We start from the raw sequence: 20,226 nt of genomic DNA on the forward strand, positions 1-20,226 counted from the left end.
TGAAGAGGCACGCCTGGAAAGCGTGTATACGCCAAAAGCGTATCACGGGTTCGAATCCCGTTCTCTCCGCGAAAAAAGAGAAAAACAATTAACAAACTATTAATTAATTAATCTTAAAAATTAGACACACAATGAAAAAGTTATTTGCAATTCTTGCAGTGATGGGAGTCCTCTCATTTGGAATGACTCAGACAGCTATGGCTCAGGATTCTACAGCTACAGCAGCTCCGGCTCAGACAGAACAAGTAGCAGCTGCTGATGAAGCAGCAGCACCTGCAGTTGTTGAAGAAGGTGGTTTGCACAAAGAATTAAAGACTAAGTTTATCGAAGGTGACGCAGGCTTCATGTCTTTGGTTGCTATCGCATTGGTACTTGGTTTGGCTTTCTGTATTGAACGTATTATTTACTTGAGCTTGGCTGAAGTTGACGTAAAGAAATTGATGGCTAAAATTGAAGCTGCTTTGGAAAAAGGTGATGTGGAAGGTGCTAAGACAATCTGCCGTAACACTCGTGGTCCTGTTGCTTCTATCTGCTATCAGGGTTTGATGAGAATCGACGAAGGTTTGGACGTAGTTGAACGTTCAGTTGTTTCTTACGGTGGTGTTCAGGCTGGTTACCTTGAAAAAGGATGCTCTTGGATCACATTGTTCATCGCTATGGCTCCGTCTTTGGGATTCTTGGGTACTGTAATCGGTATGGTTATGGCGTTCGACCAAATCCAGCAGGCTGGTGATATTTCTCCGACAGTTGTAGCAGGTGGTATGAAAGTGGCCTTGATTACTACTATCTTCGGTTTGATCGTTGCTTTGATTCTTCAGGTATTCTATAACTATATCTTGTCTAAGATTGAAGCTATTACAAGCCAGATGGAAGATTCTTCTATCACATTGCTTGATATGATCATGAAGTACAACTTGAAATACAAAAAATAATAAGAACAATGGCTAAATTATCATACAAAGTATCATACTACGTATTCTATGTATGCATCGCACTGATTCTGGTAGTGCTGGGCATGTTCTACGGAGTAGGATACAGCGAAACAAATGCAGCTGGTTTGGTTGAACCGGCTTATACACAGGCCCTGATGTACCTGATGTACGGTATGTTTGCGGTAACTGTGGTTGCTACACTCGTAGGAGCTATCGCACAGTTTGGTGGAGCTTTGAAAGACAATCCGAAAGGTGCTATCAAGTCTTTGATTGGACTGATTCTTTTAATCGTATTACTGATCGTTACTTATAATATCGGTTCTTCTGAAACTGTAATTATGGGTGGTGGTACAGAATATACCAATGTAACCATGTTGAAGGTAACAGACATGTTGCTGTACTCTACTTATGTATTGTTCGGCTTGGCTGCTATCGGTACATTGATTAACTTGTCTGGAATTTTGAAGAAATAATATCATCATTGAAGTTTAATTAAAATATAAGGAGTAAGTCAAATGGCAAAAAAGAAAAGATCAGTGCCCGGAATTAACTCAAGTTCTACGGCCGATATTGCCTTCATGTTGCTTATTTTCTTCCTTATTACAACATCAATGGATACTGACCGTGGTTTGGCGAGACGTTTGCCGCCTCCGCCTGAAAACAAGGATCAGAAAGATGATATTATTGTAAAGGAAAGAAACGTTCTCCAGGTTCGTTTGAACAAAGACGACCAGTTGATGGTTGGTGGAGAATGGTCTGATATCAGACAGTTGAGACAAAAGGCAAAAGAATTCATTGCCAATCCGAATAACGATGAGAACTTGCCTGAAAAGCATGCAAAACATCTTCCGTTCTTCGGTGACGTAATGATTACAGAAAAGCATGTAATCTCTGTACAGAATGACGTGGGTACTAGTTACAATGCGTATATTCAGGTTCAGAACGAATTGGTAGCAGCTTACAATGAATTGCGTAACGAATTGGCTCAATCTCAATTCGGCAAGACATTCGCTGAATGTTCTGAAGACGAACAGAAAGCTATTACAGACTATTATCCGCAGAAGATTTCTGAAGCAGAACCTAAAAAATATGGAGGAAAATAATCATGGGAAAATTTAATAAGACTGGTAAGCGTGGTATGCCGGAGTTGAATACCTCTTCTTTGCCTGACCTTATCTTTACCATGTTGTTCTTCTTCATGATTGTAACAACTATGCGTGAAGTTACATTGAAGGTTCAGTTCAAGGTTCCTCAGGCTACAGAGTTGGAAAAATTGGAAAAGAAATCTTTGGTGTCTTTCATCTACATCGGTAAACCGATGCCGGAGTTCCAGAAGAAGATGGGTACCACTGACCGTATTCAGTTGAATGATAAATTCGCTGAATCTTCAGAAGTACAGGATTATATCTATCAGGAACGTGAAAACATGAAAGAAGAGGACAAACCGTTTATGACTGTTTCCCTGAAGGTAGATGCAAATACAAAGATGGGTATCGTAACAGAAGTAAAACAGGCTCTTCGTCAGGCATACGCACTGAAGATTAACTATTCAGCTACTCAGCGTCAGTAATAGTTCTATATATGATATAAAAAAGGCTGTCTCTTATGAGGCGGCCTTTTTTTGTGTATCGTTTGAGTTGAATGCTACTTGGCTGGAGAGTAGTGAGTAGAGATAGTAGGAGTATCGGGACCTGCTATTGGGGGGGTAGCTTCCAATCGTTGATACGTAAGGGATATATTATTTTCGATATAAAGTGTTATATCTTTATTTGGTAGGGAAGGGAAGCATGGTGTTTTTCTTTTTCCAGTAATATATCCAGCCATATATATCGGCTAATGCCCATCCGATAGGGATTGACCACCAGATGCCATGTACGCCGATGAAAGGGATGGCAGCCAGTGTGTAGGCTAACATTACCCGGGTTCCTAAAGAAAGAACCGTTAAAACGATAGACATTTCTGGTTTGCAGACAGCCCTGTAGAATCCGTACCATAAGAATAAATAGCCTATGCCGAGGTAAAAGCTGCCTTCTATCCGCAAATATTCACTACCGATATGAATAATCTCAGTTTCCTCAGCTGAGAGGAAGATTTGCATCAGTTGGGGAGCAAACAAGAAAATTGCTAGTGAGAGAAACAAACAAAAGAGGGTGGTTATTCCAAATGCACTTCTTATTCCTTTTAGAATGCGGGCATTTTTGCCTGCTCCGTAATTTTGTGCAATGAAAGTGGAGAAGGCATTCCCGAAATCTTGTACTGGCATATAGGCGAATGAATCGATTTTTACGGCAGCTGTAAAAGCGGCCATGACGGCTGTGCCGAAACTGTTAACCAGGCCTTGAACCATCAGGATACCAAAGTTCATGACAGATTGCTGGATGCAAGTCAGCGAGGCGTATGAAGAGACTTGTTTCAGGAGCTGTCTGCTGAGCTTGAAATCCTTTTTAGAGAGTCTGGTTTCTGGAACTTTTTTCCAGCAATAGAAGCATAAGCCGATGGCTGAAACCGCTTGGGAAATGATGGTTGCTGCCGCTGCTCCTTCTATTCCGTAGTTGAGCCGCATAATAAGCCATATATCCAGCACGATGTTTAATACCACGGAGACGGCTAAATAAATTAAAGGAGTCAATGAATTGCCCAATGCGCGCAAGAGATACGCATAGTAGTTATAGAGATAAACAAACCAGATTCCCATGAAAATGATTTTCAGGTAGTCATAGGTCATATCCCGCAACTCGTGGGGAGTTTGCATGAGGGTAATAATATCTTGTATATAGCAACAGGAGAAGGCGAATATAATCAGTGTAGAAGTTCCTGTAATAAGCAGAGAAGCAGCCTGCGTACGTCTCAAGCTTTCGAAATCTTTGGCTCCGTAACGCATGGAGAATAATGCGCTGCATCCCATGCACAATCCGATGAAGATGGAGGTAATAAAGACCATGAGTGTATATGAAGAACCCACAGCGGCTAAGGCTTTTGCACCCAATGTCCTTCCGATGATGAATGTATCGGCTATGTTATATCCTTGCTGGAGCAAGTTTCCTAAAATAAGCGGATAGGCAAGGTTGAGTATGCTTTGTATGATGCTGCCTGAAGTAAGGTCCTGCGTGCGACTGGTCTGCATAGTAGTAATTGGAACGTAAAATAAAAATGGATTTAATAAAGCCCAATATAAAAGGTTTATTAAATCCATCTTCGTGTGCGCCTGATAGGACTCGAACCTACACGTCTCACGACACCAGATCCTAAGTCTGGCGCGGCTACCAATTACGCCACAGGCGCATGCAGAAATGTGTATTTCTGTTTTGCGAGGGCAAAGATAGGAAGAATTTTCATATTCTCCAAATACTATACCTTAATTCTTTAACTTTTTGATAGCGGTTTCGATGATAGTATCTTTTCCTTGCTGCATATCTTCGCTGGTCATATCTACTTTCACGTCAGGTTCAATGCCGAATTCTAGCTGGTTCATGTCCGGGTCGAACATCGGACTGGCGGAGAAACGGATGGACCATCCGTTGGGGATTTCCGAACTGAAGGGGAGACCTGATCCTCCTCCAGTGGTATCTCCCATAGTAGTTACATTAGGGAATTGACGCATGGTATTCACAAAGTCGTTCGTGGCACTGTAAGAGCGACGATTGGTTAATACCACTGCCTTTTTCTGCCAACGGATGCTGTTGGACGGTTCCTGATACACAGGTTCAGGAGCTGAGAAATCATTATGACCGGGGCCTGTTTTATGACGGATGTAGCCGATTAATACTTTTTCATTTGTAAACCGTGCGGCCAGTTTCTGTGCCGTAGTCAGGTTGCCTCCTCCGTTGTTACGTACATCGATAATCAGTCCGTCGCAAATTTCCAGTTTCTTCAGCATCTGGTCCAGGTTACCGTCGCCGATACCGTCGGAGAAACTTTCACAATAGATGTAACCGATGTTATTTTCCAGAATCTGGTAGGTCAGTCCGGAGGTGATGATGTAATCTTTTTTCAGGTAGTTGCTCTGGATGCTGTCGCTGAAGTTCCGTGGGTAAGCGTCGAACCATTCCCGGTATTGTGAAGTACCCAATGAACTGCTCAGGTTGACGTGTCCGTCTTTTAATTCATTGACCATTTCCGACAAGACTTCGAAAAGCGACTCCCAGCTCATGGAAGAGGAAATCCGTTTGGCATAGCGGGTATGTACTTCGTCCCAGTCCAGTCCATATGTATCATGCTTATAGTCCAAAAAACAATATTGCTCGTCGATGATTTTCCAGAGCGATTCAAAGTTGGCCTCCGGAGAATTTCCTTGAATGTCTTCCCGTATGCAGGAAGAAAATGTAAAGCATGACAGTACCAGCAAAAGGCCATATAAGTAGCAATGATAAATCCGTTTCATATCAATAAGGTGTAACGTTTGAAGGCATGGAAATACGGTTCTTCCCTTTCAGCAGGTAGAAGTTTTTCACGATGCCAATCATGAAATCGTGTGAATAAGTATGGTATTTCAGATGGTTGACTTTCGCTTGCTGGAGGTCGCAGATGTACCCCACGCGCATGGTGACTTTCCGGATGGGAAAATCGAGCGTCAACATTTGTCGGAGAGAGGGGTTGTTATGAAGCGAAGTAAACAGCACGTTCTTTCCTTTGTTTCCCAGGGAGAACATCTCGTAGTACGATTGCCCGAATTCCGGAGAGAACATGGCTCCCAATAGCGGAAGATTGGCCTGATAGCGTGCCACCAGCGGATAGTTTCCGATACGGAACTTGTAGATGGCCATTCCGGATATACCGATACTTCCATATGCTTTTGCCTGTGCCGGATTGTTGGAATTACGTGTATTGTACACGAATCCCCCGTTCAGGTCAATCATCGGACCTGCCAGCAGTTTCAATTGCTCGTTCAGGCGAAACTGATAGTGCAGCGCATAGGTCCAGTTCACAAGTCCGGCATACATATTGGCTGTCTGGCTCGGATTATGCGTATACGACACATTGGCCTGCAACAGATTCTGTGCCGATACGTTTCCGTTCATTAACCGGGTCATACGCATATTTTCACGCAGGATACGAATCTCCGGTCCTTTGTATTCCAAGGGGGAAAGATACGTGTCGAGTACGTTGCTCATTCCCGCTCCATAGAGCACGGAGCGCATTACGTAACGTGTGGCACGCAAGCTGTCTTCTTGTGCGTGAAGCGAAAGAACAGTGCAGCATGCACAGAGTATAAGATAAATTCGTAGTTTCATACGGCCTTAAAAGAGTTTCATTTGTCCGTCGTCTTCCTGGCTGTCCTCTTCTTCCATACCGTCTTCCTCTTCCTTTTCAGGATCTTCCGGCTCTGGTTCCGGCATACGGGTAGGCTCCAGTTCGGTGATTTGCTCGATGGTATAAGTGGTCAGTCGTTTGCCCTTTGCCTTGAAGCTCTTGACTCCTACAAAATCACTGGCTTCCAGAATGAGCGCTTCACGGAAGCTGTCGTGTCCACCGAAATCCACTTGTATACGCGGATAAACCTGACAGGTCAGCAGGATAAGTTGTGTATGTTTGTTATCTCCCAGGAAACTTTGTTTCTTGGTGGTAGCCTCGAAGGTGAAGCGTTTCAGATACGGATAATTCTGTTGGTCAGCATCATAGAGTACGGCTGTCCATACCTTGTCTGGATTGAATTTCTCGATGCAGAGAATATCTGGGTCATAATGGTTGCTCAGGTCAAAATTAGTGGTATAGAATTCTCCATTTTTGTGTACTACCAGGATGCTGTCTTCGCTTTGGAATTCTCCTAAGTACTGCCCTCTTCCATCGTAGTTGAGTCGGAGTACATCGTGGTCGAACCACACCTTTCTGCCTCCGAGCGTAGAACCACCTTTCTGTTTCAAGGAAATCTTGTGTACCTCTGCTTTGGTCAGCAGGTTACCCATGGATTGTTTACCTTTGATGTTGATGGAGCTGAAATCCCTTTCAAACGTAGGTTTTTTGATACGGGGAGTAGGACGAAGTATTACACGGATGACCTCTGCCTCTCCATTGGGATTGGCCGTGAAGTACACGATTTTAGAGCCCGGAGTACCTTGGGTTACATCGTATTCCCTGTCGCGAATAATGGAAGTGACATTAAAGCGTTTGATATAATAGAAGCCTTCTTTTCCGTCACGGTAGATGACGTTGTAGATGGTGCGCTTGTCGTTTTTCTTGAATACGTTGACGTATAAGATGTTCTTTCCGACAAACAGTTTGTCGGACACGCGGACAATCTTGTATTTACCGTCTTTGTAGAAGATGATTACATCGTCGATGTCGGAACAGTTGCATACGTACTCGTCTTTCTTCAGTCCGGTACCAATGAAACCTTCTTCACGGTTGATATACAGTTTTTCATTGGCCTCGGCCACCTTGGTAGCTACGATGGTATCAAAGTTGCGTATTTCTGTGCGGCGCGGGAAGTGCTTGCCATATTTTTCTTTCAGGCGCTGATACCAGTCGATGGTATATTCTGTGATGTGCGCCAGGTGATTGTCTATTTCCTCCAGTTCCGCTTTCAGGCGTGCGATGAATTCATCCGCTTTGTCCTTGTTGAACTTCAGGATACGTGCCATCTTGATTTCCATCAGGCGGAGAATGTCTTCCTTGGTCACTTCGCGTACAAATTGCGGATAGTAAGGCGTCAGGCGTTCGTCGATATGCTCGCAAGCCGCATCCATAGAGTCAGCCTGTTCGAACTGTTTGTCCTTGTAAATACGTTCTTCGATGAAGATTTTTTCCAGCGAGGCAAAGTGCAGGGTTTCCAGCGTTTCGTCCCGCTGTATTTCCAGTTCCTTGCGTAAAAGAGCCAGCGTATTGTCGACCGATTTCTTCAGTACCTTACTCACTGAAAGGAAATGAGGTTTCTTGTTGTCGATGACGCAGCAGTTGGGCGAGATGTTCACTTCGCAGTCCGTAAAGGCATACAAGGCATCCAGTGTCTTGTCAGACGATACGCCAGGAGTAAGGTGTACTAAGATTTCTACCTTTCCGGCCGTGTTGTCATCTACTTTTCTGACCTTGATTTTTCCCTTCTCGATGGCTTTCAAGATGGAGTCAATCAACGAAGAAGTGGTCTTTCCATAGGGGATTTCACTGATGCAAAGGGTCTTGTTGTCAATTTTGGAGATTTTGGCACGCACGCGTACTACGCCCCCTCGCTCGCCGTCGTTGTAGCGTGACACGTCAATCGAGCCGCCTGTCTGGAAATCCGGATAAAGCTGGAATTCTTCTCCATGCAGGTACGCGATGGCCGCATCACAAAGCTCATTGAAGTTATGAGGAAGGATTTTGGAGGAAAGGCCTACGGCGATACCTTCTACTCCCTGAGCCAGCAACAGTGGGAACTTGACCGGCAGTGTGACCGGTTCCCGGTTTCTGCCGTCATAGGAAGCCTGCCATTCGGTTGTTTTCGGGTTGAACACCACATCCAGCGCAAACTTGGAAAGGCGAGCTTCGATGTAACGGGGAGCAGCCGCACTGTCGCCCGTCAGGATGTTACCCCAGTTTCCCTGGCAGTCAATGAGCAGGTCCTTTTGTCCCAATTGTACAAGGGCATCTCCGATAGAAGCATCTCCGTGAGGGTGGAACTGCATGGTGTGTCCCACAATGTTGGCCACCTTGTTGTAGCGTCCGTCATCCAAACGTTTCATAGAGTGAAGAATACGTCGCTGTACCGGCTTTAGTCCGTCGTTGATATGGGGTACGGCACGTTCCAGTATGACATAAGAAGCATAATCCAAAAACCAATTTTGGTACATGCCGCTCAATTGGTGTTTCACTTTTTCGTCAGTGGTCGATACTGGTTTATAGTCAGAATGTTCTTCTTTCTCGGGCAAGTTTGCCATTTCTTTTTCGTCCTTGTCAAAAGTATCTTCGCTCATATTAAAATGGTTCCTATGTAAAGAGATTTGGGCAAAGTTACTGAATAATTCTGTGAGGCGGAAATAATTGACTTACAATTCTTACCCATGAAAAGGTCATTTTAGGAGAAATTTGCTGGCGTAAATACCTCGACACGAACGTGACGAGGTGTTGACACGAAGGTGACGATATCTTGACACGAACGTGATGAGGTCTCCGCACGTACGTGTCGAGGTAAGATAGCAGGCGCGTTTGGGCTTATTGCTGCTTGCGGTAGCTGCGTATGGCCCATGCGTAGAGTAAAAGGGCAAAGGACGAAAGTACGGAAAGCTGGAAACCGATGTCACTGATGCTGCTTCCTTTCAGGTAGACCATGCGCATGATTTCCATAAAGTAGCGTAACGGATTGAGATACGTGATGCCTTGTGCCCATGCAGGCATGCTGCTGACGGGGGTGAAGAGACCGCTCATCAGGATAAAAATCAGCATGCAGAACCACATGACGAACATGGCCTGTTGCATGGTGGAAGAGTAATTGGAAATGACCAGTCCCAGTCCCGACATGACCAGTGCGAAAATCAGGGTGGCCAGGTAAATGGTCAGCACATTTCCTGCCGGAGTTAATCCGTACACCAGCCAGGCTAGCAGCATGCAAAGGTTCAGTACCACAAATCCGATGGCCCAATAGGGCAATAGTTTGGCAAGGGTGAAGGTAAAGCGGTTGACCGGACTTACGTTGATTTGTTCGATGGTACCCGCTTCTTTTTCGCTTACGACGTTCAGGGCAGGCAGAAAACCACAGAGCAGGACCAGTATCATGGTCATCAGGGCAGGAACCATGAATACTTTATAGTTCAGGTAAGGGTTGAATCGGTAGCGGACGGAATTTTGCGAAGAAGATGGATTGAGTATCTGTTGCAGGTACGCGCTGCCCAGTCCACCTTTCGTACCGTTGACGGTATTGACTGCAATGAGCGCCGCCGGATTTTGACCGTTAGTCTGTGCTTTCTCAAAGCCGCGTGGAATTTCCAGCAGCATGTCGGCTTGGTCTTTTTCAATAGCTTCCATTCCTAGTGTGTAGGAAGAAGGAAGTGCCGTCAGTTGAAAATAACGGGACGCTTCGATACGGTGTACCAGTCTTTCGGAAGAAGGACTACGGTCGTTGTCGATGATGGCAATACGCAGGTTTTCTATTTCCAATGTGGCGGCCCAGGGCATGACCAGCATCATCACACAGGGAAACAGCAGGATGAGGCGGGGCAGGAAACTGTTGCGCTTCAACTGCTTGAATTCTTTTTCTATCAGGTAACGTAACATCATAGGCTTTGCGGTTTATTCCAGTCGGTTCTTAAACTTGCGGGCTGTGGCCGTAATCAGTACCACCGCCATGAGGCACATCACTGCCACTTCTTTCCATACATAGGCTATCGGTACGCCTTCAATCATCAGCCGACGGACGGTTTCTACGTACCAGCGTGCGGGAATAAGGCAGGAGAGGATTTGCAGAATGCCTGGCATACTTTCTATCGGGAAGATAATGCCCGACAGGATGATGGTGGGAATCATCAGTACCATGGCCGACACTAACAGGGCCGCCACTTGCGTATGGGTAATGCAGGAGATGAACAGTCCCAATGCCAAGGATACGAAAATGAACAGCAGGGATACCCCTAACAGGGCAGGCAGGCTTCCGGCTATCGGAACGTCGAGCACAAAGACCGAAAGCAACAGGATGGTCGTCAAGTTCAGCAGGGAAAGCACGAAATAGGGAACTGTTTTCGACAGAATGATGAACAGCGGGTCGACGGGGGAGACCAGCAGGACTTCCATCGTGCCTGTTTCCTTTTCGCGTACGATGGAGATAGAAGTCATCATGGCGCAAATCAGCATCAGAATCAATCCCATTACTCCCGGTACAAAGTTGTAGGCACTCTTCATCTGCGGATTGTAGAGCAATTTGTTGTACACCATGACAGGTTGGTTATCGGGCTGTGAATAGGTCGGGGGGCTTGTGGCTTGCCGGATGGTTTGCATGGCTTGTCTCAGAATCGTCTGGGCATACGAACTCCGTGTGACGGCTAGGTTCGGGTCGGTGGCATCGGTTAAAATCTGTATCTCTTCCGAATCAAAACGCAGGCGATGCAGGTCGGAGGGAAAGACTACGGCCAGCTCAATTCGGTTGCGTCGGAACAGCCGTTCGATTTCGTCGGGAGACTGGGTGACATATTTCACCGTGAAATATTCGCTGGCATCCAGTTGCTCGATTATCTTTCGTACATCCGTCTGGAGAGAAGGAGCCAGAACAGCGGTCTGTACATTGCGTACTTCGGTCGAAATGGCAAAGCCGAAAAGGATAATCTGTACAATCGGCATGCCTATCAGTATCAGCATGGTACGCCGGTCGCGCAGGATGTGGTGAAATTCTTTTCTGACAAAAGCGATAAACTGTTTCATGGTTGTTCCGTTTGCGTGTGAGTAAAAGCATGGTCTCCTCGTTGGGCTTCACGTGCCAACTTCTGGAAGACTTCGTCCATATTTCGGGCATCAAAACGGCGTTTCAGCCCGTCGGGGGTATCTAGTGCCCGAATGTGTCCGTCCACCATCATGGATATACGGTCGCAATATTCGGCTTCGTCCATGTAGTGCGTCGTGACAAAAATGGTAATCCCCTGGTCGGCTGCCTGATAAATCAGCTCCCAGAATTGACGGCGGGTAGCCGGGTCGACTCCTCCGGTCGGTTCGTCCAGAAAGACCAGTTCCGGACGGTGGAAGATGGCTACCGAAAAGGCCAGTCGCTGCTTCCATCCTAAGGGCAACGAACGGACCAGGGTGTGCTGTTCCTCGTATAGCCCGATACGCTGTAAGGTCTCTTCCGTACGCTTGCTGATTTCTCTGGCAGTGACACCGTAGATGCCTCCGAACAGGCGGAGGTTTTCGCGTACCGTCAAATCCTCATAAAGTGAAAACTTCTGGCTCATGTAGCCGATTCGCTTTTTGATTTCCTCGCTTTGTGTCCGTACGTCAAAACCCATCACTTCCGCCTTTCCTTCGGAGGGTAGGCTGAGGCCGCACAGGATGCGCATGGCGGTAGTCTTTCCGGCACCATTGGCTCCCAGGAAGCCGAAGATTTCTCCTCTCTGTACCGAAAATGAGATATGGTCGACGGCCGTGAACGAGCCAAATCGTTTGACGAGGTTGTCCACCTGAATAATGGGGGGAGTATGCTTATCGACCGCTTGTCGTTGTAGGCCGGGAGGGCATAGAATTCCGCTGAACTGCTTCAGTATGGCTTCCGGACAGTCGATACCTTTAATTTCTCCTTCGTAAAGAAACGCCACCTGGTCGCATCGCAAGGCTTCGTCCATGAAAGGAGTAGATACGACAAGGGTAATGCCTTCTTGCCGGAGAAGCGCTAGCATCTCCCAGAACTCCCGGCGTGAAACGGGGTCTACTCCGGTAGTCGGTTCGTCCAAAAAGAGGACTTTTGGCGCATGAACCAGCGCACAGCACAAAGCCAGTTTCTGCTTCATTCCTCCCGATAATGCGCCTGCCCGACGGTGTTTGAAGGGGGCAATCTGTTCATAAATGGCGCGTATCCGTTCGTAATTTTCTTCAACGGTCGTATGGAATACAGTGGCAAAGAAACGCAGGTTTTCTTCTACCGTGAGGTCCTGATACAAGGAGAAGTGCCCCGGCATGTAACCTACACTCTGCCGTATCATACGGAAGTCGGCCCGTACATCTGCATCCAGTACACGGGCTGTTCCCTGGTCTGGCAACAACAAGGTAGTCAGGATGCGAAACAGGGTACTTTTCCCGGCACCGTCGGGACCGATGAGGCCGAACAGTTCTCCTTGCTTTACGCTGAAGGATACATCGTGCAAGGCTTGTACCTTCCCGTAGCTTTTGGTTACATGGCTGACTTCTATGAGGCTTTTCATGTCTATTTCAGTTTTTCAGAATTTGACTTTCCCATACATGCCCAGTTTGATGTGTCCGTCGTTTTCAACGGCTATTTTGACGGCATATACCTGGTTGGCCCGTTCGTCGTTGGTCAGGATGGTTTTGGGGGTAAATTCAGCCTCTTCGGAAATCCAGACTATCTTACCGGGATAATTTCTTAGTTGTGCATTGCCGAAATCGGCAAAAACGGTCACTTCATTGCCTAATTTCACAGACTCCAGCTGCGCAGAAGTGAGGTATGCCCGCAGGAAGATATGTTCCATGTCGGCAATCTTGAATAATGGTTTTCCCACCGTAGCCAGTTCACTGGGTTCGGCATACTTTGCTAAGATGGTTCCGTTGATGGGAACGGTGATGTGGCATTTTTTTAATTGGTCTTCCACTTGTGCCACTTGGATGGCGACTGATGAACTTTGCTCTGTCAGGCTGGCAGTGGTATTTCCCAGCGAAGAAAGTTGCGCTTCCAGTTGCCGGTTGAGTACCGCCAACTGTGAATCCCAGTCATCCAGTTGTTTGCGGTTGGCAGCCTGTGCTTTAAGCAGATTCTCTACCCGGTTTCGTTCCCGCTGTGCCGTGGCAATCTGTGCTTTTGTGGCAGCTATTTGCCGGTGGATGTCGGGACGCTGGTTCTCCACCGATTTCATCTGTGCCTCCAGCTGTCGTTTCTTCAAATAAAGCTGTACCGTATCAATCAGTCCCACTTCGGTTCCTTGCGTAAAGTGCATACCTTCTTCCGCATTCAGGTAGAACAGTTTCCCGGTAGCTTCGGAAGATACCACGATTTCCGTCGCTTCGAAGGTGCCGGTAGCATCAAATTCGTCTTTGGAGCCACAGGCAGTCAGGCAAATCAGTAGCAGAGTTTGAAATACATATCTTTTTTTCATACGCTTGAGTATTTTAGGGTGAAACGGGTTAGTTGGTCAGGTGTTTTCTTTGGTGTAGATGCATAAGCAATTGTACTTCATGTACGGCCTTGGCTTGGCGCGCGAGATTCTCGGCTGTAATTTCCTTCAGCATGTCGCTGACGCTCATGGTGCCGTTGGCTACTTTGGCTTGGGCAGACCGTCGGATGTTCTCCCGTAATCGGATAATCTCCTCGTCTTCTTTCATCTGCTGACGAAGACTTTGGATGGTGCCGTCTTCTTCTGCCAGTTGCAGTTGGGTATGGAAGAGAAACAAATCTCTTTCACTTCTGATTTTCTGTAGGTGGCTGTCCAGGTTTTTTCGGTCGTTCTTCAATGTGTACAGGCTTCCGAAATTCCAGGTAAATCGGGCTCCGACTAAGTAGTAGGTTCTGAACTTGTCTTTTAATATATCCAGTCCCGGATTGCCGTAGGCTCCTTGTGCAAAAAGACTAAAAGCTGGAAGATAACCCGTTTGCAATCCCTTTCGTTGTACGGCGACGGTCTGTTCTTGTGCCTCATACCATCTTAGTTCAGGACGGTTGAATGCAGATGCATTTGTTGCCACAGGTGCTGGACGTACTAACCGGGTTTGTGCCGGAAGTTCTTTTCCTGTAAGTAAAGACAGCATGCGCAGATAGGCCATCCGGTTGTTCTCCAACTGGATATGCTGCTGCTTGGTTTGAAGAATCTCTACTATTACAGCATCTACGTCGGCATCATTGGCCGTGCCGTTTGTCCGGTAAGCCTCTACCGTTTTCTGGTTACGTGCGAGTTCTTCTTCCAGTAATACATTTTGTGCCAGTTGCTCATCCAGTAGCAGGATGCCGAAGAATACCTGATTCACCCTTTCTTCCAGTGCATACAGGCTGGTATCAAGTTGTCGCTCGCTTTCTTCAGCTTCGGCTTTGACCTGAGCTTTCTGGTTGCGGATTTTCCCTCCGTCCCATATATTCTGTTTGATTTCGATTAATGCCTGATACTGGTCCTTGGGTAGCCCCTTCATGCCCAATCCTGGAATCTCGAAAGGAAAAGTAGTGGCTTCATTTTGATAAGATATTTTTCCGCTCACGCTGATTTGGGGCAGGTTGCCTTTCGCTACATTTGAGAGCGTATATTGTTCGGATAATTGAATCAGGTCGTATTGTCGCACTAACGGATAATTTTCACGGGCCTGTTGCTTACAGCTTTCCAAGGTGATTTGTGCCTGGCTTATCACACTCAGGCTCCACGCACACAGAAGGAGAAATGTTCGTATCATAGGCATTGGGTGTGTATTAAAAGGTTGTATGACAAAGATAGAGGGTTTTATGTAATCTTTCGGTTCTATATGTGTGACGGAATGTTCTTTTTGTTCGATAAATGCTTGTTTGTGCTGTAAAAAGGGTCTGAAATATTATCTTTGCAGGAAAACACCGTGTTAAATGAAATCAAATCATCTGTTGTTGCTGGCATTAAAGAAGGTACACGAACACGTGGGAGAAGGGCGTAACGCCTCTCGTTTTCTTACTTCTGAATTGGGGTTGCTTCGTTCCATTCAAGGGATAACCGACGTAATTCATTTTATCCCGATGGAAGGACAGCCTTATCGGTTGACCGAGGGAAGGGTAGTGTATTTTCGTGCGGGGACGCTCCGGTTGCGTATCAATCTTCGTGAAGTGGAATTTAAGGCGGGCGATTTGCTGGCAGTATCTCCGGGAACGGTGTTCGAGTTTCTTTATGTATCTCCTGATTTAGATTTGGCCATGCTGGCCTTTTCAAACAGCCTGATGGAAAACTGGCAGAAAGAGGATTTGTTGCAGACTTATTTGCAAGGGCGATTATTTTTGCATCTATCACTGACGGTGCAAGAAGAGCAGCGTATGGAACAGTTGTTTGCCCTGTTGTGGGAAGTAGTACACGATCGGCCTTTTCCGAGAGCTTCCGTGCAGAGTTTGATTTCTCTGTGCTTTCATCAACTGGATTTTGTTAGGAAAAGCAGTCAATCTACTGAAAGGCAGCAACACACACGGCAGGAGGAAGTTTTCAATCGTTTCTTAGAGTTGGTTAATAAATATGCGGCTCGCAAACGGAGCATTGCGTTTTATGCCGACCGGCTTTTTCTGACCCCCCGTTATCTGAGTACATTGGTTCGTCAGGCCAGCGGCCGTACGGTGATGGATTGGGTAAATGAAGCAGTGATGCAGGAGGCTAAACTGATGTTGCGCCACACGGATAAACTGGTTTATCAGATTGCCGATGAATTGAACTTTCCCAATGCGTCATTTTTCAGTAAGTATTTCCGGCGAATGGCAGGAATGACTCCTAATGATTATCGAAGAAAAAATGAATAAGGAGTATCTGGTTTATCGGGTATTTTCTTCTTTGATAGGAACTTTGTCCATGCGCAGTGATTTCAGTACCGGAATGGTAAGGGGAAGAGCTAGCAGGAAAGAACATAGGTCGGCGGCGGCCTGACACATTTCCACTCCTTGCAGTTGTAAGAAGTAGGGAAGAATCAGTATCAAAGGAATGAAAAACAAACCTTGACGGGAAGAAGACAGGATAATAGCTCGGCGAGGCTGGCGGATGGTTTGCAAAAGCATGTTGCACAGAATAACCCATGCCCCCAGCGGGAGGGTGATGAGTTGCCAACGCAAGGCTTCGGCTCCTACGGCAATGACTTGCGGGTCTTCTTTTCGGAACCAAGACACTACTTCAGGGGCGTAAATATAACCGATGAGGGAGCAGATAGCCAAGAAGACAACACCTGTTTTCACACAGTACCAGAATCCTTGGCGGACACGACGGTTCAATCCTGCTCCGTAGTTGAATCCGCACACCGGCTGGAATCCTTGTCCGAAACCAATGACAAAGGAGTTGATGAACATGCAGATACGGGTCACGATGGACATTCCGGCAATGGCGGCATCTCCAAAGTTTCCGGCTGCTACGTTCAGTAAAATGGTTGATACGCTAGCCAGCCCCTGACGACAGAGAGAAGGACTTCCTCCGTACACTATTTCTTTCAGATAAGCAGGCGTAGGAGTGAAATGCCGGTAGTGAATACGGATATTTTCTCCTTTTCGGTCCATGAATATCAAGATGGTAAAGCTACATACCTGACTGATGAAGGTAGACCAGGCGGCTCCTGCAATTCCCATGTCAAAGACGAATATCAATAACGGGTCAAGTCCAATGTTGAGTACGGCTCCCACAATGATGCCAATCATGGCATAGACGGCATTTCCCTGAAAGCGCATCTGGTTGTTGAGTACCAGTGACGAGGCCATGAAAGGAGCTCCTAACAGGATAATTCCTAAATAGGTTTTGGCATAAGGAAGAATGGTAGGGGTAGAACCTAATGCCCGGCAGATAGGGTCCAAGAATAGCAGGCCAATGAGTGTAATTACGCTTCCAATAAGAAACGCACTGAAAAAACCGGTTGCAGCCATTTTTTCTGCGCTCCGATAGTCGCGTGCTCCCAGTCTCCTGGAGATAAAATTACCAGAACCATGTCCGCAGAAAAAGCCGAAAGCCTGAATGATAGCCATGATGGAAAAAGAAATACCTACAGCTGCAGTGGACTGTGTATTGATTCTTCCTACGAAATAGGTGTCAGCCATGACATAGAAAGAAGTGACCAGCATACTGATGATGGTCGGAACGGCCAATCCTCGGATAAGGCGAGGTACTGGTGCCGTGGTCATAAGTGTATATTTGTCTTGAGGCATAGGTTGTCTGCTTGTAGAATGTGAGCAAAAGTACGAAAAAAATCCCCCTCATTTTCCTAAAAAGGGCAAATAAGGGGGGATGAAAAGTAAAAAATTAAGTGTTGATAGGGTTTTCTGAAAAATTAGAATCCAGCCAATTCAACCACTTTGTCAACTGCCGTATTCAATCCGTCAGGATTTTTACCACCTGCAGTTGCAAAATGAGGCTGACCACCGCCACCGCCTTGAATCAGCTTGGCGGCTTCACGCACCAGCTGACCTGCATTTAGTCCGGCTTTCACCTGATCTTCGCTCATGGTTACAGTCAGCAACGGTTTGTTCTCAAATACACTACCGATAACTACGAACAGATTTTCTGTGAACTGTCCTTTCAACTGGAATGCAATGTTCTTTACTGCGTCAGCCGGCATCGGAAGTACAGCTTTGATTACTTTTACGCCATTAATTTCTTTCGCACCTTCAATCAGCTTGTTCTTAACAGCAGCTTCTTTCTCCTTCATGAATTCTTCCATCTGTTTCTTCAAACCAGCGTTTTCTTCGATGTACTTGGAGATAGCAGCCTTCAAGTCTGGCGCATTGTTGAACAATGCTTTCAGGTCGTTAATAGTATCTTGTACGGTATCGAACATCTCTTCTACTTTCGCACCAGTAACAGCTTCAATACGGCGTACACCTGCAGCAACAGAACTTTCAGAGATGATTTTCACCATACCAATCTTTCCGGTAGCTGATACATGTGTACCTCCACAGAATTCGATAGATGAACCAAACTGTACGACACGAACTTCGTCACCGTATTTCTCACCGAACAGTGCGATAGCCCCCAGTTCCTTAGCCTTTTCAATCGGCAGGTTACGGTATTCTGTCAAAGGAACGTTTTCACGAATCTTGGCATTTACCAGGTGTTCTACTTCACGAATCTGTTCCGGAGTCACTTTCTGGAAGTGAGAGAAGTCGAAACGCAGTGAATCAGGAGTTACCAGAGAACCCTTCTGTTCTACGTGAGTACCTAATACCTGACGCAAGGCTTCGTCCAGCAAGTGCGTACAAGAGTGGTTTGCAGCACAAGCGGCACGCTTGTCTGTATCTACACATGCCATCATCGGGGCTTCCAGGTGTTCCGGAAGTTTCTTGGCAATGTGAATCGGAAGGTTGTTTTCCTTCTTTGTATCAATGATGTCGATAGTTTCAAATTCACTTACCAACACACCGGTGTCACCTACCTGGCCACCACTTTCTGCATAGAACGGAGTATCGCTCAATACAATCTGGTAGAGAGTCTGATTCTTTTGTTTGATTTGGCGGTAACGCAAGATGCTGGTTTCATATTCTGTATAATCATAACCCACGAAAGTAGTTTCACCTTCTTTCAGTGTAACCCAGTCGCCGGTTTCTACTGCAGCGGCATTGCGGGCACGTTCTTTCTGTTTCTGCATTTCAGCTTCGAAGCCTTTCACGTCGGCAGTCAGACCGTTCTCACGCAAAATCAGTTCTGTCAAGTCGAATGGGAAACCGAACGTATCATACAGTGTAAAGGCATCTACTCCACTGATTTCTGTTTTACCTGCAGCTTTTGTTTCGTTCATTGTCTTTTCGAGCAGACGGATACCTGTTTCCAGTGTACGGAGGAATGATTCTTCTTCTTCCTTCATCACTTTTTCAATCAGTGCCTGCTGAGCTTTCAGTTCTGGGTAAGCGCCACCCATGTTCTCAATCAGTACAGGAACCAACTTATACATGAAAGCTTGTTTCTGTCCGAGGAATGTGTAGGCATAACGAACGGCACGACGCAAGATACGGCGGATGACATAACCAGCCTTTGCATTTGAAGGCAACTGACCGTCAGTGATAGAGAAAGCGATGGTACGGATGTGGTCGGCTACTACACGCATGGCCACGTCTGTTTTTTCATCGTCTCCATATTTCTTGCCAGACAAATCACCAATCACCTTGATGATAGGCTGGAATACGTCGGTGTCATAGTTGGATGTTTTTCCCTGCAAGGTACGTACCAGACGTTCAAATCCCATACCCGTATCAATTACTTTAGCAGGAAGCGGTTCCAGACTTCCGTCTGCTTTACGGTTGTATTGCATGAACACCAGGTTCCAGATTTCAATTACTTGCGGATGATCCTTGTTTACCAGTTCGCGTCCCGGAACAGCTGCTTTTTCTTCTTCAGAACGAGAGTCGATGTGAATTTCAGAGCATGGACCGCAAGGACCTGTATCACCCATTTCCCAGAAGTTGTCATGTTTGTTTCCGTTGATAATATGGTCTTCAGGGAAGAACTGTCCCCAGTAGCTTGCTGCTTCGTCATCACGTGAGATACCTTCACTCGGACTACCTTCGAATACAGTAACGTATAAATCTTTCGGGTCAAGCTTCAGTATGCCTACCAGATATTCGTATGCCCAGCTGATAGCTTCTTTCTTGAAATAGTCTCCAAATGACCAGTTACCCAGCATCTCGAACATGGTGTGGTGATAGGTATCATGGCCTACTTCTTCCAAATCATTATGTTTTCCGCTCACACGAAGACATTTCTGTGAGTCGGTTACGCGTTTGTATTTAGCGGGATGGTTTCCAAGTATGATGTCTTTGAACTGGTTCATACCGGCATTAGTGAACATCAGCGTAGGGTCATCCTTGATAACCATTGGTGCAGAAGGTACGATCTGATGTCCTTTCGACTCAAAAAACTTTACGAATGAGTCGCGGATTTCATTAGCTGTCAACATAGTCGTTATATTGTCTTGTAGTTAATATTCTCAAAATTGATTTGCAAAGATAATCGGGTTTATTATTTTTGTCTGTATGTTTGGTGCAAAAAATTGATGTTTTTTTGGT

At 46.2% G+C, this 20,226-nt stretch carries 16 protein-coding genes and 1 tRNA gene; 5 read left to right on the forward strand and 12 right to left on the reverse strand.

Going from position 1 to position 20,226, the window contains the following annotated elements:
* The first annotated feature begins 131 nt into the window (after positions 1–131).
* The 4 genes from ACMJ0U_RS01950 to ACMJ0U_RS01965 are packed head-to-tail and all read left to right on the forward strand — an operon-like array spanning position 132 to position 2,502.
* Complete coding sequence (locus ACMJ0U_RS01950) at positions 132–932, forward strand: MotA/TolQ/ExbB proton channel family protein (RefSeq protein ID WP_007563367.1); 801 nt, start codon at positions 132–134, stop codon at positions 930–932.
* An 8-nt stretch (positions 933–940) separates the two neighbouring features.
* Positions 941–1,405, forward strand: coding sequence for a hypothetical protein (locus ACMJ0U_RS01955; protein WP_007563365.1), 465 nt, complete (start codon positions 941–943; stop codon positions 1,403–1,405).
* Positions 1,406–1,447: 42 nt separating this feature from the next.
* Complete coding sequence (locus tag ACMJ0U_RS01960) at positions 1,448–2,035, forward strand: ExbD/TolR family protein (RefSeq protein WP_417127821.1); 588 nt, start codon at positions 1,448–1,450, stop codon at positions 2,033–2,035.
* Positions 2,036–2,037: 2 nt separating this feature from the next.
* Positions 2,038–2,502, forward strand: a complete 465-nt coding sequence (locus ACMJ0U_RS01965) for an ExbD/TolR family protein (RefSeq protein WP_072543430.1) — start codon at positions 2,038–2,040, stop codon at positions 2,500–2,502.
* A 195-nt stretch (positions 2,503–2,697) separates the two neighbouring features.
* Here the strand turns inward: ACMJ0U_RS01965 and ACMJ0U_RS01970 are convergent, their stop codons facing one another.
* The 10 genes from ACMJ0U_RS01970 to ACMJ0U_RS02015 form a co-directional block, all read right to left on the reverse strand.
* Entirely contained in the window at positions 2,698–4,056 is a 1,359-nt protein-coding gene (locus ACMJ0U_RS01970; protein WP_417127823.1) for an MATE family efflux transporter, read from the reverse strand.
* Between the two features lie 76 nt (positions 4,057–4,132).
* Positions 4,133–4,214 (reverse strand) — tRNA-Leu (locus ACMJ0U_RS01975).
* A gap of 73 nt (positions 4,215–4,287) precedes the next feature.
* On the reverse strand, positions 4,288–5,313 hold the full coding sequence (locus tag ACMJ0U_RS01980; RefSeq protein ID WP_417127824.1) for a S41 family peptidase: 1,026 nt from the start codon (positions 5,311–5,313) through the stop codon (positions 4,288–4,290).
* Position 5,314: 1 nt separating this feature from the next.
* Complete coding sequence (locus ACMJ0U_RS01985; protein ID WP_417127825.1) at positions 5,315–6,163, reverse strand: DUF3316 domain-containing protein; 849 nt, start codon at positions 6,161–6,163, stop codon at positions 5,315–5,317.
* 6 nt (positions 6,164–6,169) lie between these two features.
* The gene (locus ACMJ0U_RS01990; protein WP_417127827.1) at positions 6,170–8,818 is read right to left on the reverse strand and encodes a DNA gyrase/topoisomerase IV subunit A; all 2,649 of its coding nucleotides are present in this window, start codon (positions 8,816–8,818) and stop codon (positions 6,170–6,172) included.
* A gap of 238 nt (positions 8,819–9,056) precedes the next feature.
* Entirely contained in the window at positions 9,057–10,115 is a 1,059-nt protein-coding gene (locus ACMJ0U_RS01995; RefSeq protein WP_417127839.1) for an ABC transporter permease, read from the reverse strand.
* A gap of 15 nt (positions 10,116–10,130) precedes the next feature.
* A complete protein-coding gene (locus ACMJ0U_RS02000) occupies positions 10,131–11,252 on the reverse strand; it encodes an ABC transporter permease (protein ID WP_417127828.1) in 1,122 nt (373 codons plus the stop codon).
* Positions 11,249–12,739: an ATP-binding cassette domain-containing protein gene (locus ACMJ0U_RS02005; protein WP_417127830.1), complete on the reverse strand. Its 1,491-nt coding sequence runs from the start codon at positions 12,737–12,739 to the stop codon at positions 11,249–11,251. Before ACMJ0U_RS02005 ends, ACMJ0U_RS02000 begins: the two co-directional genes overlap by 4 nt.
* A 15-nt stretch (positions 12,740–12,754) precedes the next feature.
* On the reverse strand, positions 12,755–13,645 hold the full coding sequence (locus ACMJ0U_RS02010; RefSeq protein WP_417127832.1) for an HlyD family secretion protein: 891 nt from the start codon (positions 13,643–13,645) through the stop codon (positions 12,755–12,757).
* 28 nt (positions 13,646–13,673) lie between these two features.
* Entirely contained in the window at positions 13,674–14,924 is a 1,251-nt protein-coding gene (locus ACMJ0U_RS02015; RefSeq protein WP_417127833.1) for a TolC family protein, read from the reverse strand.
* 163 nt (positions 14,925–15,087) lie between these two features.
* Between ACMJ0U_RS02015 and ACMJ0U_RS02020 the strand changes: the two genes are divergently transcribed.
* A complete protein-coding gene (locus ACMJ0U_RS02020) occupies positions 15,088–15,996 on the forward strand; it encodes an AraC family transcriptional regulator (RefSeq protein WP_417127834.1) in 909 nt (302 codons plus the stop codon).
* A 12-nt stretch (positions 15,997–16,008) separates the two neighbouring features.
* Here ACMJ0U_RS02020 and ACMJ0U_RS02025 read toward each other — a convergent pair whose 3' ends face one another.
* Both ACMJ0U_RS02025 and alaS read right to left on the reverse strand, forming a co-directional pair.
* Complete coding sequence (locus ACMJ0U_RS02025; RefSeq protein ID WP_417127836.1) at positions 16,009–17,352, reverse strand: MATE family efflux transporter; 1,344 nt, start codon at positions 17,350–17,352, stop codon at positions 16,009–16,011.
* A gap of 146 nt (positions 17,353–17,498) precedes the next feature.
* Entirely contained in the window at positions 17,499–20,117 is a 2,619-nt protein-coding gene (gene alaS / locus ACMJ0U_RS02030; RefSeq protein WP_417127838.1) for an alanine--tRNA ligase, read from the reverse strand.
* Positions 20,118–20,226 lie beyond the last annotated feature (109 nt).

The sequence above is a fragment of the Phocaeicola sp. genome, assembly GCF_048170425.1.
Classification (GTDB): domain Bacteria; phylum Bacteroidota; class Bacteroidia; order Bacteroidales; family Bacteroidaceae; genus Phocaeicola.

Coding starts and splice junctions, on each gene's coding strand:
- ACMJ0U_RS01955 (WP_007563365.1), top strand. CDS start 941: ATGGCTAAATTATCATACAAAGTATCATACTACGTATTCTATGTATGC.
- ACMJ0U_RS02010 (WP_417127832.1), bottom strand. CDS start 13,645: ATGAAAAAAAGATATGTATTTCAAACTCTGCTACTGATTTGCCTGACT.
- ACMJ0U_RS01990 (WP_417127827.1), bottom strand. CDS start 8,818: ATGAGCGAAGATACTTTTGACAAGGACGAAAAAGAAATGGCAAACTTG.
- alaS (WP_417127838.1), bottom strand. CDS start 20,117: ATGTTGACAGCTAATGAAATCCGCGACTCATTCGTAAAGTTTTTTGAG.
- ACMJ0U_RS02000 (WP_417127828.1), bottom strand. CDS start 11,252: ATGAAACAGTTTATCGCTTTTGTCAGAAAAGAATTTCACCACATCCTG.
- ACMJ0U_RS01995 (WP_417127839.1), bottom strand. CDS start 10,115: ATGTTACGTTACCTGATAGAAAAAGAATTCAAGCAGTTGAAGCGCAAC.
- ACMJ0U_RS02005 (WP_417127830.1), bottom strand. CDS start 12,739: ATGAAAAGCCTCATAGAAGTCAGCCATGTAACCAAAAGCTACGGGAAG.
- ACMJ0U_RS01965 (WP_072543430.1), top strand. CDS start 2,038: ATGGGAAAATTTAATAAGACTGGTAAGCGTGGTATGCCGGAGTTGAAT.
- ACMJ0U_RS01980 (WP_417127824.1), bottom strand. CDS start 5,313: ATGAAACGGATTTATCATTGCTACTTATATGGCCTTTTGCTGGTACTG.
- ACMJ0U_RS02015 (WP_417127833.1), bottom strand. CDS start 14,924: ATGATACGAACATTTCTCCTTCTGTGTGCGTGGAGCCTGAGTGTGATA.
- ACMJ0U_RS01970 (WP_417127823.1), bottom strand. CDS start 4,056: ATGCAGACCAGTCGCACGCAGGACCTTACTTCAGGCAGCATCATACAA.
- ACMJ0U_RS01950 (WP_007563367.1), top strand. CDS start 132: ATGAAAAAGTTATTTGCAATTCTTGCAGTGATGGGAGTCCTCTCATTT.
- ACMJ0U_RS02025 (WP_417127836.1), bottom strand. CDS start 17,352: ATGACCACGGCACCAGTACCTCGCCTTATCCGAGGATTGGCCGTTCCG.
- ACMJ0U_RS02020 (WP_417127834.1), top strand. CDS start 15,088: ATGAAATCAAATCATCTGTTGTTGCTGGCATTAAAGAAGGTACACGAA.
- ACMJ0U_RS01960 (WP_417127821.1), top strand. CDS start 1,448: ATGGCAAAAAAGAAAAGATCAGTGCCCGGAATTAACTCAAGTTCTACG.
- ACMJ0U_RS01985 (WP_417127825.1), bottom strand. CDS start 6,163: ATGAAACTACGAATTTATCTTATACTCTGTGCATGCTGCACTGTTCTT.